Here is a 13860-nt window from a genome sequence, read left to right as displayed (position 1 = left end):
CCGATGTCGATGCCGGAAGGCCTCCATGTTCCTCGCCCTACGCGAACTGACCTTCGCGCGATCCCGATTCACCCTGATGGGCTCCGTCGTGGCCTTGATCAGCGTCCTCATGGTTCTCCTCGCCGGGCTGTCCTCGGGACTGGTCAACGACGGCGTCTCCGGCCTGCAGCGCATGCCCGTCCAGGCCGTCGCGTTCGCTCCCGAGACCCGCACCGACTCGGCGTTCACCCGATCCGTGGTCGGGCCCGACCAGGTCGAGGCCTGGGCCGCACGACCCGACGTATCGGTGGCCACACCGATGGGACTGTCGATCATCAACGCCAGGACCTCCGCCGGGACCCCGGTTGACCTCACCCTCATCGGGGCGGACCCCGAGGGCCCGCTCGTTCCCGAGGTGGCCGAAGGCCGTGCGCCCCAGTCCGACGGGGAGATCCTCATCAGCGCCACCGCCGCCGATTCCGTCGGCCCGGGCGACACGGTGACGGTCGACCGACTGGGGATCCCCCTCGAGGTCGTCGGCATCGCGGCCGCCCAACACACCTTCGGCCACGTCGACATGGCCTTCACCACCCTGGCCACGTGGCAGGACGTGCACGCGGGCACCCGCTTCGGCGAGGAGTCGCGCGCCGGCGCCCGTGAGGAGTACAGCGTCGTGGCCCTCGCCGGGGTCGACGGCGAGTTGCCCGACCTGGCCACCGGCGATGCCGCGGCCGACACCTCGGCGCGCACCCTGGAGGAGTCGTTCGACTCCTCGCCCGGATACCAGGCCGAGATGATGACGATGTCGATGATCACCTGGTTCCTCTACGCCATCTCAGCGCTGGTCGTCGGTGCGTTCTTCGCCATCCTCACCGTCCAGCGATCCCGCGAGATCGCTGTCCTGCGCGCCATGGGCGCCTCGACCGTGCGACTCCTGGGCGACGCGATCGGGCAGGCCTTCATCCTGCTGGCGGGGTCCATCGCGGTCGGTGTGGCCATCGGCGTGGGAGTGGGGTCGTTCCTGGTGGGCACCGGCATGCCGTTCGCCCTCGAGACCGGACCCATCGCACTCGGAGCCGTCCTCCTCCTGGCACTGGGACTGGTCGGTGCCACCCTCGCCACCATCCGCATCACCGCCGTCGACCCGCACAGCGCACTGGGAGAGAACCGATGACCACCACCACACGCACCGGCGACGCCTCCGCCCCGGGCCTTCGCCTGAATGGCGTCGAGTTGACCTTCCGGGACGGCGACCAGACCCTCTACGCACTGGACGGTGTCGACGTCGAGGTGGCCCGTGGTGAGGTATTGGCCGTGGTCGGCCCCTCCGGAGCCGGCAAATCGAGCCTCCTGGCCGTGGCCGGCGGACTGCTGTCCCCGACCTCCGGCACCGTCGAGGTGGGCGGGCGCGACATCACCGGTCTCGGTCGCCGGGACCTCACCCGGTTCCGGCGCGACCACGTCGGGTTCGTGTTCCAGTCCGGCAACCTGGTGCCCGCTCTCACCGCGCGCGACCAACTCCGGCTCGTGCGAACACTCGGCGGAGACCGGTCCCGGCGTCGCGATCCCGACCACCTGCTCGAGGCCGTCGGTCTGACCCACCGCGCGCGCCGCCGCCCGGCCACCATGTCCGGCGGCGAGCGTCAGCGGGTGGGCATCGCCCGCGCCCTGATGTCCTCGCCCGATCTGCTGCTCGTGGACGAACCCACCGCGGCGCTGGACCGCAGGACCAGCCACGACGTGGTGCGCCTACTCGCGGAGGAGACCCATCAGAACGGCGTCGCGACGGTTCTGGTCACACACGACCACGAGATCCTCGAACACTGCGACCGGGTCCTGGAGATGGTCGACGGCCGGCTGCACGCGCACGTGTGACCTGAAGGACACGTATGATCGGGCCTCCGCCGAGAAGGTGACGGGAGACCGACATTCCACGTATCGACGCCCCCACCGTGGGCGAACACCGGGACGCCAAGCGTCGGGCCCTGCTCGACGCGGCCCGGTCGATGCTCTCCGAGGCCCCCGGTACCCCTCCCGACATCAACGAGCTGACCACCCGGGCGGGCATGACACGGTCGAACTTCTACACTTACTTCTCCTCGCGCGCGGAGTTGGTCGTCGCCGTGGCGGAGGATCTCATGCCACGGTGGATCGACACCGTCACGGGAGCAGTGCGTGACGCGGGCGGCGGCCGTCGGGGGGTCGTGGCCTACGTGCACACCACCCTGGATCTGGTCGCCGCCGGTGACCACGCGATCCTCACCGCGCTGGCCGCGCAGCTCCCCGACGGTCCGGCACGGGAGCGGCTGACCCGGATGCACACCGAGATGACCACCCCACTGCGCGAGTCGCTCGCCGAGTCCTCCCGCTCCGATCCACAGTTGACGACCGAGCTGGTCATGGCCGTGACGTTCAAGGCCTCCGAACTCATCGAGGGCGGGCGGCCACTGGACGAGGTTCTCACCGCGGTGGACGCCCTGATCGATCGGCCCGGGTGACCGGTGAGGTGGCACGGCGACGGGGTCGCCTCCGACGGGTCGCGCCTCACCCCGACCCGATCGCCCACCCCGTCGTCATCTGCCCGGCGAACACCGGCAGCCGCGCGAGGATCCGGTTCTGCTCGGCCCGCGGCCGGAAGTCCACGTCCAGGTAGCCCGGTGCCTCCGCCGGCCGGTCGCGCACGAGCGACCGGAACGCCGGCACGAGATCCTGCTCGATGTACTCCCAGCGTGGCTCCCTATCGGCCCAGTTGAACGCGGGAAGCGGGGTGTGCAGCACCGTCGGCCGGCCGTTGACATCCGCGCGCACCGACAGCGGGCGGAAACCACCCAGAGTGGAGGCCCCGGGAATATCGGGGGAGCCGCCCACCGTGGTGACGTAGGTGAGCACCCGACCGACGTCCCCTCGGCCGGCCGCCGTCGCGTCCCACTGGTCGGCGATGATCTGGTTCTGCTCCCGCGACGCCATCCGCAGCAGCGCCTCCGACCTGCCCTCCGGTGAGCCCTCGTCGAGCCTCCGCCAGGCCTCGAGCGCGTACTGGTCATACGCCCCGCCCGCCGCGAGCTCCCTGACCGCCGGCAACCCCCCTGCCAGGTAGGCCTCGTGCATCGGGATCATGTCCATGAAGATGTTGCGCTGCATGATCAGCAGCCGGTGCAGGTACCAGTCCGCGTCGGCGCGCGTGAGAGTCGGGCCCGCCGTGGCCAGCAGTCGCACATCGCGCGGCATCCCGGCCGCCAGCTCCCACGGCACTCCACTCAGCGCGTCACCGACCCCGGTCCCCACCTCGTGCAGCCCGGGCACGCTGAGCACGCCCCCCACCTCGTCGAGGTCCCAGAACCCGGCGGCGAACGACATCCCGGCCAGCCCGGCCATCCCGGTCCACCAGAAACCGTCGTGGGAGTTGTACAGCCGCAGGTAGTTCACGTACACCTTGTCGACCGTCTCCAGGTTCGCCTCCAGCCCCCGGGCCGGCTCCCACTCGGCGAGGTCGATCCCCGCGTTCTGAGCACCGACCGCCAGCCAGTACTGGCGCGTGAGGGTCGCGTATCGCTCCGGTGCGACGCCCGCGGCGCGCACCACGGCGAGCGCCGCGGCCAGCTCCTCGCGGTCGGTGGTCATGGAGGTGGAGAAGCCTCCCGCCGACTCACCGTGCGGATTGTCGGCCACGACGTCCAGGTAGACGGCAAAGGGTTGCGCGCTGACGTGAGCCGGCAGGTGGACGAAGGCCAGGACGGCCACGAGGAATGCGGCGATGACCTCGCCGAAGACGCGCTGGGATCGAGTCGTCACTGGCCCCCCGAACCAAAAGATGTGATGCAGATCACTCTAAGCCAATCCGGCCGGGCCCGCGCCCGAACACGCGGAGCCTCCCACCCCGATGACGCGAATCGGCGGGTCAGGGACAACAATGAACGGCGTACAGTGTCGATCCACTCTCCAGGTGACAAGGAAGTCCACGTGAGCACCTCCATCGATCAGGCCCCGGCCCGGAGCGCAACCCGAGATCTCGCCCAGATCGCGGTGTTCGCCGCCCTCATCGTCGTCCTCGGCCTGCCCGGGCAGATCAGCATCGGCTCCGCGGGCGTTCCGATCACGCTGCAGACGCTCGGCGTCATGCTCGCCGGCGCGCTGCTGGGCTGGCGCAAGGGTCTGCTCTCGGTGCTCGCGGTCATCGTCATCGGTCTCGCGCTCCCCGTCCTCGCCGGCGGCCGCACCACTCTGACCGCGCTGGCGAGCCCCACCGCGGGGTTCCTCCTCGGCTGGCTCCCGGCCGTCGTCGTGATCGGGCTTCTCACCGCCCTGATGATGCCCCGCTACCGTCTGATCCCCGGGTTGCTCATCAACATCCTCGGTGGCATCGTGGTCATCTACGCCTTCGGCGTGGTGGGCATGCTCATCCGCACCGAGCTGACACTGACGGCCGCGATCGCGGCGAACGGCGTCTTCGTCCCCGGCGACCTCGTCAAGGCGGTCGTCACCGCCGTCGTCGCCGTACAGGTCCACAAGGCGCGGCCCGGTCTGATCGCTCCGCTGCGTGGGCAGCGTCCGACCCCCGCGTGACCGGCCCCCGCGTGGCCGACGACCGCGGCACCGAGATCCGGTTCGACGGGGTCTCCCACTCCTACGGCGACAGGTCAGTCCTCACCGACATCGATCTGGTGTTGACCGAGAGGCGTATCGGGATCGTCGGCGTCAACGGTGGCGGCAAGTCGACGCTCGCGCGGATGATCAACGGTCTGGTGGTCCCCTCCTCGGGCACGGTGACCGTCGACGGCCTCGACACCCACCGCAAAGGCGCCCGGGTCCGCCGCCGGGTCGGCTTCTGCTTCACCGATCCCGACACCCAGATCGTCATGCCCACCGTGGCGGAGGACGTCGACTTCTCCCTGCGCCGGTCGGGCCTGAGCCGCGAGGATCGACGACGACGGGTCGAGCAGGTGCTCGCCACCTACAACCTCTCCGACCACGCCGATCACCCCTGCCACCTGCTGTCCGGCGGCCAGAAGCAACTCCTCGCCCTGGCGGCGGTGTTGGTGATCGAGCCCTCGGTGATCGTGGCCGACGAACCCACCACCCTGCTCGACCTGCGCAACCGCGCGCTGGTGGCCGAGACCTTCGCGGGTCTCTCCCAACAACTCGTGGTGGTGACCCACGACCTGGGGCTGGTCGCCGACTTCGACCGTGTGCTGGTGGTGGACGGTGGGCGGGTGGTGATCGACGACGCCCCCGCGGCCGCGCTGTCCGGGTACCGCCGGATCGCGTTGCGCTCGGGCTCGGGCTCGGGCTCGGATACCGGATCGGGCACGGAGATCTAGGTGTTCGCCACCTACCAGCCCGGCGATTCGTTGCTCCACCGTCTGCCGGCGGGGGTGAAGATCCTCCTGGTCTGCGCCCTGATCCTCGCGGTGTCACTGTCAGTGCGCCAGGCCTGGCACGTCCTGCCCGCACTGGGGTTCGCCGCTGCGCTCTACGCGGTCGGGCGGATTCGTCCGGGCGCGGCCTGGGACCAGGTTCGTCCCGTGCTGCCGATGCTGATCGCGATCCTGGTGCTGCAGTGGATCGTCGCCGACCTCGACACCGCGATCCGGGTGAGCGGCGCGCTTCTGGTGGCGGTGGCGGTCGCGGGCCTCGTCGCGCTGACCACCAGGGTCTCGGACATGCTCGACGCGGTCACCAGGGCCGCCCAGCCACTGCGCCGCGTCGGGGTCTCGCCGGATCGGGTGGCGCTCGTACTGGTCCTGACGATCCGGGCGATCCCCCTGCTCGCCCGGCAGCTCCGGCAGGTGACCGAGGCCCGCAGGGCGCGCGGTCTGGGCATGTCGATCAGGGCGCTGGTCGTACCCACCGTCCTCGGGGCGCTCACCACGGCCGACCAGCTCGGCGACGCGTTGGCGGCCCGCGGCGTCGACGACTGAGCGCCCCGGCGGGGCGAACTCCGGGGCCGAGCCCACCCTCCTCGGCGAGTGGTCGCAAATACGCCGAGCGGGAGAATTCGCCCTGGGCAAACGCGATCGAAATCGACCACTCGCTGCCGCTGGCGTCGTACCCACATGCCACCATGAACGCCATGTCCGCGCTGGCCCGCTTCTTTGCCCTCACCCGGCTGAACGCGGAGTCTCCGACCCTCGCGCTGCTGCGCAGCCCGCTTTGGCCGCTGATTGTGGCGGTTCTGAGGGAGATGTTCGAGGGCTCCTCCCGCCGGGTGCCGTCAGCGGAGCTCTACGAGTTCCTCGACAGGACGTTGCTGGCGGTGCGCGACTCCGGTGCGGATCTTCCCGGGACCGCACAGTCCTACGTGCGGGCGTGGGTGGACGCCGGCTGGATGCTCAGGCGTCCAGGAACCGCCGCGACCGGCGAGACGGTAGAGCCCACACAGTCAGCCCTGGTGGCCGTGGACTTCCTCGACGGTCTGCAGACCCCGCGTCGCGGACTCACCGTGTCACGGGTCGAGACTCTGACCCGCCAGCTCGAGGACCTCGCCCGGGACACCGATCCATCGATCCAGGGCCGACTCGCGTCCCTCACCCGGAAGCGGGAGCGGATCGATGCCGCGATCGCACGCGTCGAGGCGGGCGAGGTCGAACTCGCGGATCCCGAGCAGGTCCGGGAGAAGGTGGCCGAGATCCTGCACGGCGCGGACGACATCCCCGCCGACTTCGCACGGGTCCGCGCTGAGTTCGACTCGCTCAACCAGGATCTTCGTCGTCGTCTCCTGGACCAGGACGGTGCCCGCGGCGACGTGCTCGACGCGGTCTTCGGGGGTGTCGATCTCATCGGTGACTCGGAGGCGGGTCGGAGTTTCTCGTCGTTCTACTCGGTCCTCCTCGACCCCGAGCGCTCCGCTTCGGTCGACGCGTGGATCAACGACATCCTGAGCCGACCGCAGGTGGCGGACCTCCCGCCGGCCGCGCGCCGCGAACTGCGCTCGCTGTTCGAGGAGATGGAATTGGCGGGCGCCGAGGTCAACGGTGTCCTCACGTCCCTGTCGCGGAGCCTTCGGCACTTCGTCGCGACCGATGCCTACGTCGAACACCGTCAGATGATCGCCCTGATCCGGTCGGCCCGGTCCGCCGCGGCCGAAGCCAGCAGGACGAATGCTGCCCAACCGACCACGTCGATGTCCGTCCCGCTCCGCCGGATCGGCATGTCCGTCCGATCGGTGAGCGCCCTGCGCCTGAGGAACCCCGGGGAGGAACGCGTGGCGGCGGAGGTCTCCCACCACGACACGGGCATGGCCGACCTCTCCGCACTCACCGCGCTCGTGCGCGCCTCGGAGATCGACGAGGTCGAACTCCGCGCCCATGTCGACGACGTGGTGAGCCGACTCGGACCGTCGTCCATCGGCACCGTCCTGCGCGAACACCCCGCCACCCAGGGCGTGGCCAGTGTGGTGGGCCTGCTCAACCTGGCCATCAGGGGCCACATGCAGGCCCCACCGGACGCCCCGGACGCGACGGAGACCATCACGTGGACAGGCGCGGCCGGTTCCGAGCACACCGCCCGGATCCCTACGCTGGTGTTCACCGCCGACCGATCGAACGAGGAGAACACGTGACGGCTCCCCCGGGAGACGGTGCCCCGCCCACCGCCGCGTCGACCGATGCCCCGGCCGACGACCGCGAGGCGTTGTGGCCCGGAGACACCGGGACGCTGTCCTTCGCGTCCCGACGCGCGCTCGCCCGCCTGCTCACGGGTCCACTGGTGCAGGCGCATCACCAGCCGGAGATCTGGGCAGCGGTCGTGTCCGACGAGCCCGCGCTCCGCTCAAGGCTCGCGGACGTGTTCCTCGACCTTGTCCTGGACCACGACGCCGGGATCGCGTTCACCCGTCAGGTCGACACCTCCGTCCACGTCGAGGTACCCGCTGTACTCCGAACCGAGACCCTCTCCCATATGGACACCGTCCTACTCCTGCACCTGCGGTCGGAGTTGTCAGTGGCCCAGCCCGGCGAACGGGTGATCGTCGACCGCACCGACGTCGCCGAACAGATCGACGTCTATCGCCAGGTGATCGACTCCGACCGGGCCCGCTACACCCGAAAGTTCGACGCCTCGTGGAACCGGCTCAAGACGTACTCGCTGCTCACCGAGACCGAGACCGAGGGACGTGCCGAGGTGTCTCCGGTCCTCCGGCACCTCTTCGATGCCGACGTGGTGGCGGGTATCCGCGACGAGTACCGGGGGTTGATCGCCGCGCACGGCGATGCCTCCGACGAGGGCGCCTCCCTGTTCGACGACGACGAGGCGGACGACGATGCCGGATGATCTGAAGTTGCCCGGTATGCCGGAGCACCCCGGGCAGAGGCGGCTCTCGCGAATCCAGGTGTGCAACTGGGGCACGCTCGACGGGTATCACGACGTCGCGGTCCCCAGGAAGGGCTTCCTGGTCACCGGCGGTTCCGGCTCCGGCAAGTCGACCCTGATAGACGCGGTCTCCGCCGTACTCGTCCCGCCCGCTCACCTCCGGTTCAATGCGGCGGCCCAGGAAGAGGCCGGCCGGGGCTCCGGGCGCACGCTCGTCTCGTATCTCCGCGGCGCGTGGCGCCGAGGGGCCGACGGCGAGACGGGCGACCTCGCCTCCGTCTACCTTCGCCCCAAGGCCACTTTCTCGGCCATCGCGCTCACCTACTCGAACGGGACGGGGAGCAGTGTGACGCTGCTGCTCCTGCTCTACGCCCGTTCGGGCGACAACTCCGCGACCGGGATCAAGCGCCTCCACGGCGTCGCCGAGCACCCCTCCGACTCCCCCCTTGATCTGACGGAGATGTTCGGTCACCTGCGCAACGGGATCGACAAGCGAGCGCTCAAGCGCGAGTTCCCGGACATCAGGTTCCACGACAGCTATTTGGCCTTCGCCGCGGCGTTCCGGCGCCGGCTGGGCATCGCGTCGGAGGCCGCGCAGTTGCTCCTCCACCGGACTCTGTCCGCCAAATCCCTGTCCAGCCTCGATCAGCTCTTCCGGGACTTCATGCTCGACGAGCCGGACACGTTCGCCGTGGCCGACCGGGCTGTCGAGCAGTTCGCCGAACTGCGGGAAGCGCACCGGTCGGTGGTCGACGTCCGTAGACAGATCTCTCACCTCGAGCCGCTCGCGGACCTGAGTGCCTCACGGATCCAGGTGCTGGGGAGGGCCGAGGAACTCGACGCCGAGAGCTCGGCCTTCCCGGCCGTGCAGGTGGCCGTTACCACCGCGCTGGTCGAGGAGGAGCTGTCGACCGCGCGCGGAGCCCTCGTCGCCGCCGAGGCCGCCGTCGCCACTGCCCGTGATCAGCTCGACTCAGCCAGAACGACCAGCGACGACCTCCGCTCCCGGTTGCGGGGCAGTGCGGGCGCCGGGCGCGACGAGCTCGCGCGGGAGCTGGGCCGCGCGCTCGACCACGCAACGTCGGTGACCTCCCGTCGCGAACGGGCGGCCACGGAGCTCGAGCGACTCGGCGGCACACTTCCGGCCACCGCCGAGGACTTCGCCGTCCTCCTCGCCAGGCTCGACCGGGACGACGCGGACCAGGAAGCCGAGCGAGCGCGTGATCGGAAGAAGCTCCGCGAGGTCGCCGGGGACCTCATCGAGGAGTCGAGCACCCTCGCCCGTGTGACGGCCGACCTCCAGGCGCTGCTCCGTCACCGCTCGAACATTGATTCGCGCCTCTTGGCAGCGCGGGACCTGGTCTGTCGTGCGGCTGGGGCCAATCCCCGCGAACTCCCGTTCGCGGGCGAGTTGCTCGATGTGTCCTCCGAGCATGCGAGGTGGCGGCCGGCAGCCGAACGGGTGCTCTCCGGCTTCGCGCGGACGATGCTCGTCCCCGACCATCTCCGCGCCGCGGTCACGCGCGCGGTCAACGACACGCATCTGGGCATTCGGCTGGTCTACGAGGTCGTCGACACCACCGATGACTCGCCTGCCAAGAGGACCGGCCCGGACAGCCTGGTCCGAAAGATGGAGCCCGCCCCCGGTCCGTTCCAGCAGTGGATGCGTCGTCGACTCGCGAGCGAGTTCGACCTGACCTGCGTCGAGTCCTCCGACGAATTGGGCGCCCTGGAGCGGGCGGTCACCCTGCACGGCCTCATCAAGCGTGGTCGGAGGTTCGAGAAGGACGACCGACGCAGCATCGACGATCCGGCGGTCTTCCAGCTGGGTGGTCTCAACGACGCCAAGGTGGAGGCGCTCACCGCTCGGCGCGATCAGATCAAGTCCCGGATCGACTCCGCGGAGAGCCGGTGGGCGGCGCTGGAGAACCTCGACGCCGATCGACGCTCCCGGCAGCAGGCGGGAGCTGCGCTCCGCGGACTGCGGTGGGAGGAGATCGACTCGACCACCGCCCAACGACGGGCCGACGACGCCCGAGAGCGGCTCGACCGGTGGCGCGAGGCGCACCCGGAGGTTGCCGAGATGGAGCGGGAACTACGTGATGCCGAGGAGTTCCAGTCGCGGGCGCAATCGACATACGATGCGGCCACCGGTGACCGAGCAGTCGCGGCGAACCACGTCGCCGGGCTGCAGGCCCGCCTCGCGCAATTGGCCGAGCGTAGTGCCTCCGAAGAGTCCCACGGTGCTGCCGATCCCGACGCCGCCGACCGGATCCGCGCGCGCCTGTCCGCCGCCACACGCAGGCTGACGGCCGACAACGTGCAGGACGTGTGTCAGCGGGCCGAACGCGCGATCGCGGTGGAGCAGTCGGCCACCGCCACCGAGCGCGACCGCATCCACCGGCGCATCACGGCGATCCTCACCTCATATCTCGAGATCTGGCCCACGATGAAGGCCGACCTCAAGTCGGACCCGGAGTTCGTCGGTGAGGCGGTGGAGGTGCTCGTCCGCCTGCGGCGGGACAGGTTGGCCGATTTCGAGGAACGCTTCCTCGGCCTCATCGGCGAGATGCAGACCCGCAACCTGGGCGAGCTCGCCCGCCGCATCCGCCGGGCCCGGTCGGAGATCGAAGCCAAGATCCGACCCGTCAACGAGTCCCTTCATCGATCGGAATTCCAGTCGGGACGCTGGTTGCAGATCGAGGTGCGGGACCGGCGCTCGGAGACCGTCACCGACTTCCTCGGTGACCTGGAAACGGCCCTGACCGGCGCACTCGACAGCCGCACCGTGGACGCCGCGGAGGCGGGTTTCGCCGTGATGTCACGTCTGCTCGACAAGCTCGGGTCGGCGGACGCCGGCGACCGTCGCTGGCGGCAGACGGTGCTGGACACCCGCAAGCACGTGGGGTTCATCGGCATCGAAATCGACGCCGACGGCGCCCCGACCAACTACCACGATTCCTCGTCCGGGCTGTCCGGCGGGCAGGCGCAGAAGCTGGTGTTCTTCTGCCTCGCCGCGGCGCTGCGCTTCCAGCTGGCCGACATCGACGCCGACGTCCCCGGCTACGGGACGGTCGTTCTGGACGAGGCGTTCGACCGCGCCGATCCCGAGTACACGCGTCGGGCGATGGACGTGTTCACCGACTTCGGTTTCCACATGGTCCTGGCCACCCCGCTCAAGCTCCTGCAGACCCTCGAGCCGTACATCGGCGGACTCGTGGTGGTGGGCAACGACGACGGCAGCCACTCCCGGATCGAGCGCGTCACCTGGGACGAGGCCTGATGGTGGCTACCCGCTCGGAGCCGCGCGACCCAGACCAACTGACGGCCGCGTGTGCCACCCGGTTCGCCCGGGTCCACCGTCGGTGGCTCGCCGACCCCTTCGGCGGGGACGCCGAGGTCGTCCGGTTCAGCACGGCGCCGCCGACCGCCGCGAACGCAGCCGAAGACCCCAGTGGGACAGCGGCGTGGATCAGGCGATGGCGCGAGTTCGAGAGCACCCATGGAGGACCCGATGTCCGGCTGACCTGGGCGGACCGCCGCCTGCCCGGGTTCGGGGTCGTACCGCTCCCGCAACGCGTTGAAGTGGTCGGCGCCGACACCATCGCCCACATCGCGGACCGGGCGTCGCGGTGGGCTCGGCTGCTGAACCGCACGCTCCGGATCATCGACCTCGGGCCCGATCACTCCATGCTGCGCCGCGCCGCCGCAGAGACCTCGGCCACCTGGGAGGACTGGGAGGAGGGCGCGTTCGACCAGCTCCTGGCAGTGTGCCGCTGGGCACTCGCGAACCCCACCGCCGGGCGTCGTGCCCGCGAGATCGCGGTCCCGGGGGTCGACACCAAGTGGATCGAGACCCGGACCCGGGTGGTCGAGGCTGTGCTCGACGCCGCTCGGGCCGGCGTCGACGACGCGGTCCGCGGGACGGCCACCGGGCTGGGATTGCTGGGCCCGGACGTCCGCATCCGCATGAGGGTGCTTGATCCGGACATCGCGTTCCCGTTGCGTGACGTCGAGAGCCCGGTCGATCAGCTCGCCACTCTGTGGCGTACCTCGGGGGGACCGCCTCACCTCGTCGTCGTCGAGAACCTCACCACCTTCCTCGCCCTGCCGGACCTCCCCGAGACCGTCGCGTTGTTCGGCCGGGGGTTCGCGGTCGACGCCGTCGCCGCCCTGCCCTGGGCACTCCGCGCTCACATCGCGTACTGGGGCGACCTCGACTCGCACGGCTTCGCGATCCTCGACCGTCTACGCCATCACGCCCCGCACGCCGTGAGCGTTCTCATGGACACCGAGACCCTGGACGCATGGCGCGAGTATGCGGTGCCCGACCCCTCGCCGACCCGGGCCGCGCCATCGCGCCTCACACCGGATGAGCTCGACGCGCTCGAGGCGCTGACGACCGGCGGGGACCTCCGGCTCGAGCAGGAGCGCATCCCCTGGGACTGGGCGCTCCCGCGCCTCCACGCAGTGTGGAGCTGAGCCCGGACACCGTCGGCCAGGTCCCCTGGGGTCGTCAGGGCAGTCCGCGGACCCACCACTCGCCCACCATCTTCTGAACGCTTCACGCGACGCGGTGAGTTGCGGTGATCGGGTCGCGTCGCCCGCAGGGTCGATGACTGGATCAATCGGCACGCCTAACTCCGGGGCCGAGTCCACCCTTTTCGGCGAGTGGTCGCAAGTACGCCGAGCGGGAGAATTCGCCCTGCGCAAACGCGATCGGAATCGACCACTCGGCGGGGCGGGGTCGGCGGGGCGCGGTCGGCGCGGCGGTGCGGACGAGGCGCGGTCGGTCGAGCACTGCACGTAGCGCCGCTGTGTGAGACGCGGCGCTGAGTATCGTTGGGATCATGCCCCGCACCCATCGGAGAACCGCCCGCGGCACCTCCGCCCACGCCCCAGTCGACCGTCGCCCGGAGGCTTCCGCGGAGGTGGCTGTGCGCTCGTCCCCCGTCGCGGGTCTTCTCGGTTCGGTCTTCGGGGTCGCGGCGGCGGTGACGCGCCTGGCACGACCCAAGGCCCTGCACCCCAAGGGCATCGTCGCCCAGGCGACCCTGAGCGTGACCGGGGTCGGCCGAACCGGTTCACCGCTCCTGGACATCACGGGCAGGTGGCCGGCGACGATCCGTTTCTCGCGCGCCGTGGGTCTGCCGGACGTCGTCCCCGACATCGGCGGGATGGCCATCCGCATCCACGCCGACCGCCCCGTCGACATCCTGCTCGCGAGCACGGGCCTGGGTCCGATCAGTCGTTACGTGCTGACCACGGGATGGCGCACGACCGGCCGCACCATGACCTCGATGTTCCCCGTCAGGGTCGCCGGGCGGCAGCTGTTGTTGGCCGCCATCCCGACAGGCGACGGCGGCACGTGGACCCTCCAGCACGCCACTCCGCTGGGCAGATGGGAGACCCTCGGGCGTGTGACGGTGGACACCTGGGAGGACGACGACGAGAACCTGCACTTCGATCCGGTCGGGAACCGCCTGCCCGGATCGCGGTATCCGCGTCTGCTCGGCGCGTTGCGGGATCCGTCGTACCCGGCGCCCGACGAGGGCCCGGAGACGACCTGATCCG

Annotated in this window: 12 protein-coding genes; 11 read left to right on the top strand and 1 reads right to left on the bottom strand. The window is 70.4% G+C overall.

What is annotated here, in order from left to right; genetic code table 11:
• Window positions 1–25: 25 nt before the first annotated feature.
• From CT688_RS06770 to CT688_RS06760, 3 genes are all read left to right on the top strand, one after another.
• The gene (locus CT688_RS06770; protein WP_107756270.1) at window positions 26–1153 is read left to right on the top strand and encodes an FtsX-like permease family protein; all 1128 of its coding nucleotides are present in this window, start codon (window positions 26–28) and stop codon (window positions 1151–1153) included.
• Complete coding sequence (locus CT688_RS06765) at window positions 1150–1854, top strand: ABC transporter ATP-binding protein (RefSeq protein ID WP_107756269.1); 705 nt, start codon at window positions 1150–1152, stop codon at window positions 1852–1854. The genes CT688_RS06770 and CT688_RS06765 overlap by 4 nt, the downstream gene beginning before the upstream one ends.
• A gap of 77 nt (window positions 1855–1931) precedes the next feature.
• A complete protein-coding gene (locus CT688_RS06760; RefSeq protein ID WP_107756268.1) occupies window positions 1932–2477 on the top strand; it encodes a TetR/AcrR family transcriptional regulator in 546 nt (181 codons plus the stop codon).
• A gap of 46 nt (window positions 2478–2523) precedes the next feature.
• Here CT688_RS06760 and CT688_RS06755 read toward each other — a convergent pair whose 3' ends face one another.
• Entirely contained in the window at window positions 2524–3771 is a 1248-nt protein-coding gene (locus CT688_RS06755; RefSeq protein WP_107756267.1) for a hypothetical protein, read from the bottom strand.
• Window positions 3772–3939: 168 nt separating this feature from the next.
• On the opposite strand from CT688_RS06755, the gene CT688_RS06750 reads away from it, so the two are divergent.
• The 8 genes from CT688_RS06750 (at window position 3940) to CT688_RS06715 (ending at window position 13856) form a co-directional block, all read left to right on the top strand.
• Window positions 3940–4542, top strand: a complete 603-nt coding sequence (locus CT688_RS06750) for a biotin transporter BioY (protein WP_107756266.1) — start codon at window positions 3940–3942, stop codon at window positions 4540–4542.
• Window positions 4539–5297, top strand: coding sequence for an energy-coupling factor ABC transporter ATP-binding protein (locus CT688_RS06745; protein WP_231750538.1), 759 nt, complete (start codon window positions 4539–4541; stop codon window positions 5295–5297). The genes CT688_RS06750 and CT688_RS06745 overlap by 4 nt, the downstream gene beginning before the upstream one ends.
• Window positions 5298–5897: an energy-coupling factor transporter transmembrane protein EcfT gene (locus CT688_RS06740; protein WP_107756265.1), complete on the top strand. Its 600-nt coding sequence runs from the start codon at window positions 5298–5300 to the stop codon at window positions 5895–5897.
• Window positions 5898–6040: 143 nt separating this feature from the next.
• Entirely contained in the window at window positions 6041–7537 is a 1497-nt protein-coding gene (locus CT688_RS06735; RefSeq protein ID WP_107756264.1) for a DUF3375 domain-containing protein, read from the top strand.
• Complete coding sequence (locus tag CT688_RS06730; protein ID WP_370446337.1) at window positions 7534–8247, top strand: DUF4194 domain-containing protein; 714 nt, start codon at window positions 7534–7536, stop codon at window positions 8245–8247. Before CT688_RS06735 ends, CT688_RS06730 begins: the two co-directional genes overlap by 4 nt.
• Window positions 8237–11569 (top strand): ATP-binding protein, encoded by a 3333-nt coding sequence (locus CT688_RS06725; RefSeq protein ID WP_159077994.1) that lies wholly within the window; start codon window positions 8237–8239, stop codon window positions 11567–11569. The genes CT688_RS06730 and CT688_RS06725 overlap by 11 nt, the downstream gene beginning before the upstream one ends.
• Window positions 11569–12768, top strand: coding sequence for a Wadjet anti-phage system protein JetD domain-containing protein (locus CT688_RS06720; RefSeq protein WP_107756262.1), 1200 nt, complete (start codon window positions 11569–11571; stop codon window positions 12766–12768). Before CT688_RS06725 ends, CT688_RS06720 begins: the two co-directional genes overlap by 1 nt.
• Window positions 12769–13136: 368 nt before the next feature.
• The gene (locus tag CT688_RS06715) at window positions 13137–13856 is read left to right on the top strand and encodes a phosphodiesterase (protein WP_187700890.1); all 720 of its coding nucleotides are present in this window, start codon (window positions 13137–13139) and stop codon (window positions 13854–13856) included.
• Window positions 13857–13860 lie beyond the last annotated feature (4 nt).

This window comes from Dietzia sp. JS16-p6b, assembly GCF_003052165.1.
Classification (GTDB): Bacteria; Actinomycetota; Actinomycetes; order Mycobacteriales; family Mycobacteriaceae; genus Dietzia.
The sequence above is the reverse complement of the archived record's forward strand: the minus strand, read 5'-3'. Positions and strand labels throughout refer to the sequence as shown.

What these genes read in the sequence shown, in the direction of transcription:
- CT688_RS06770 (WP_107756270.1), top strand. Translation starts at nt 26, where the DNA reads ATGTTCCTCGCCCTACGCGAACTGACCTTCGCGCGATCCCGATTCACC.
- CT688_RS06765 (WP_107756269.1), top strand. Translation starts at nt 1,150, where the DNA reads ATGACCACCACCACACGCACCGGCGACGCCTCCGCCCCGGGCCTTCGC.
- CT688_RS06735 (WP_107756264.1), top strand. Translation starts at nt 6,041, where the DNA reads ATGAACGCCATGTCCGCGCTGGCCCGCTTCTTTGCCCTCACCCGGCTG.
- CT688_RS06725 (WP_159077994.1), top strand. Translation starts at nt 8,237, where the DNA reads ATGCCGGATGATCTGAAGTTGCCCGGTATGCCGGAGCACCCCGGGCAG.
- CT688_RS06720 (WP_107756262.1), top strand. Translation starts at nt 11,569, where the DNA reads ATGGTGGCTACCCGCTCGGAGCCGCGCGACCCAGACCAACTGACGGCC.
- CT688_RS06715 (WP_187700890.1), top strand. Translation starts at nt 13,137, where the DNA reads ATGCCCCGCACCCATCGGAGAACCGCCCGCGGCACCTCCGCCCACGCC.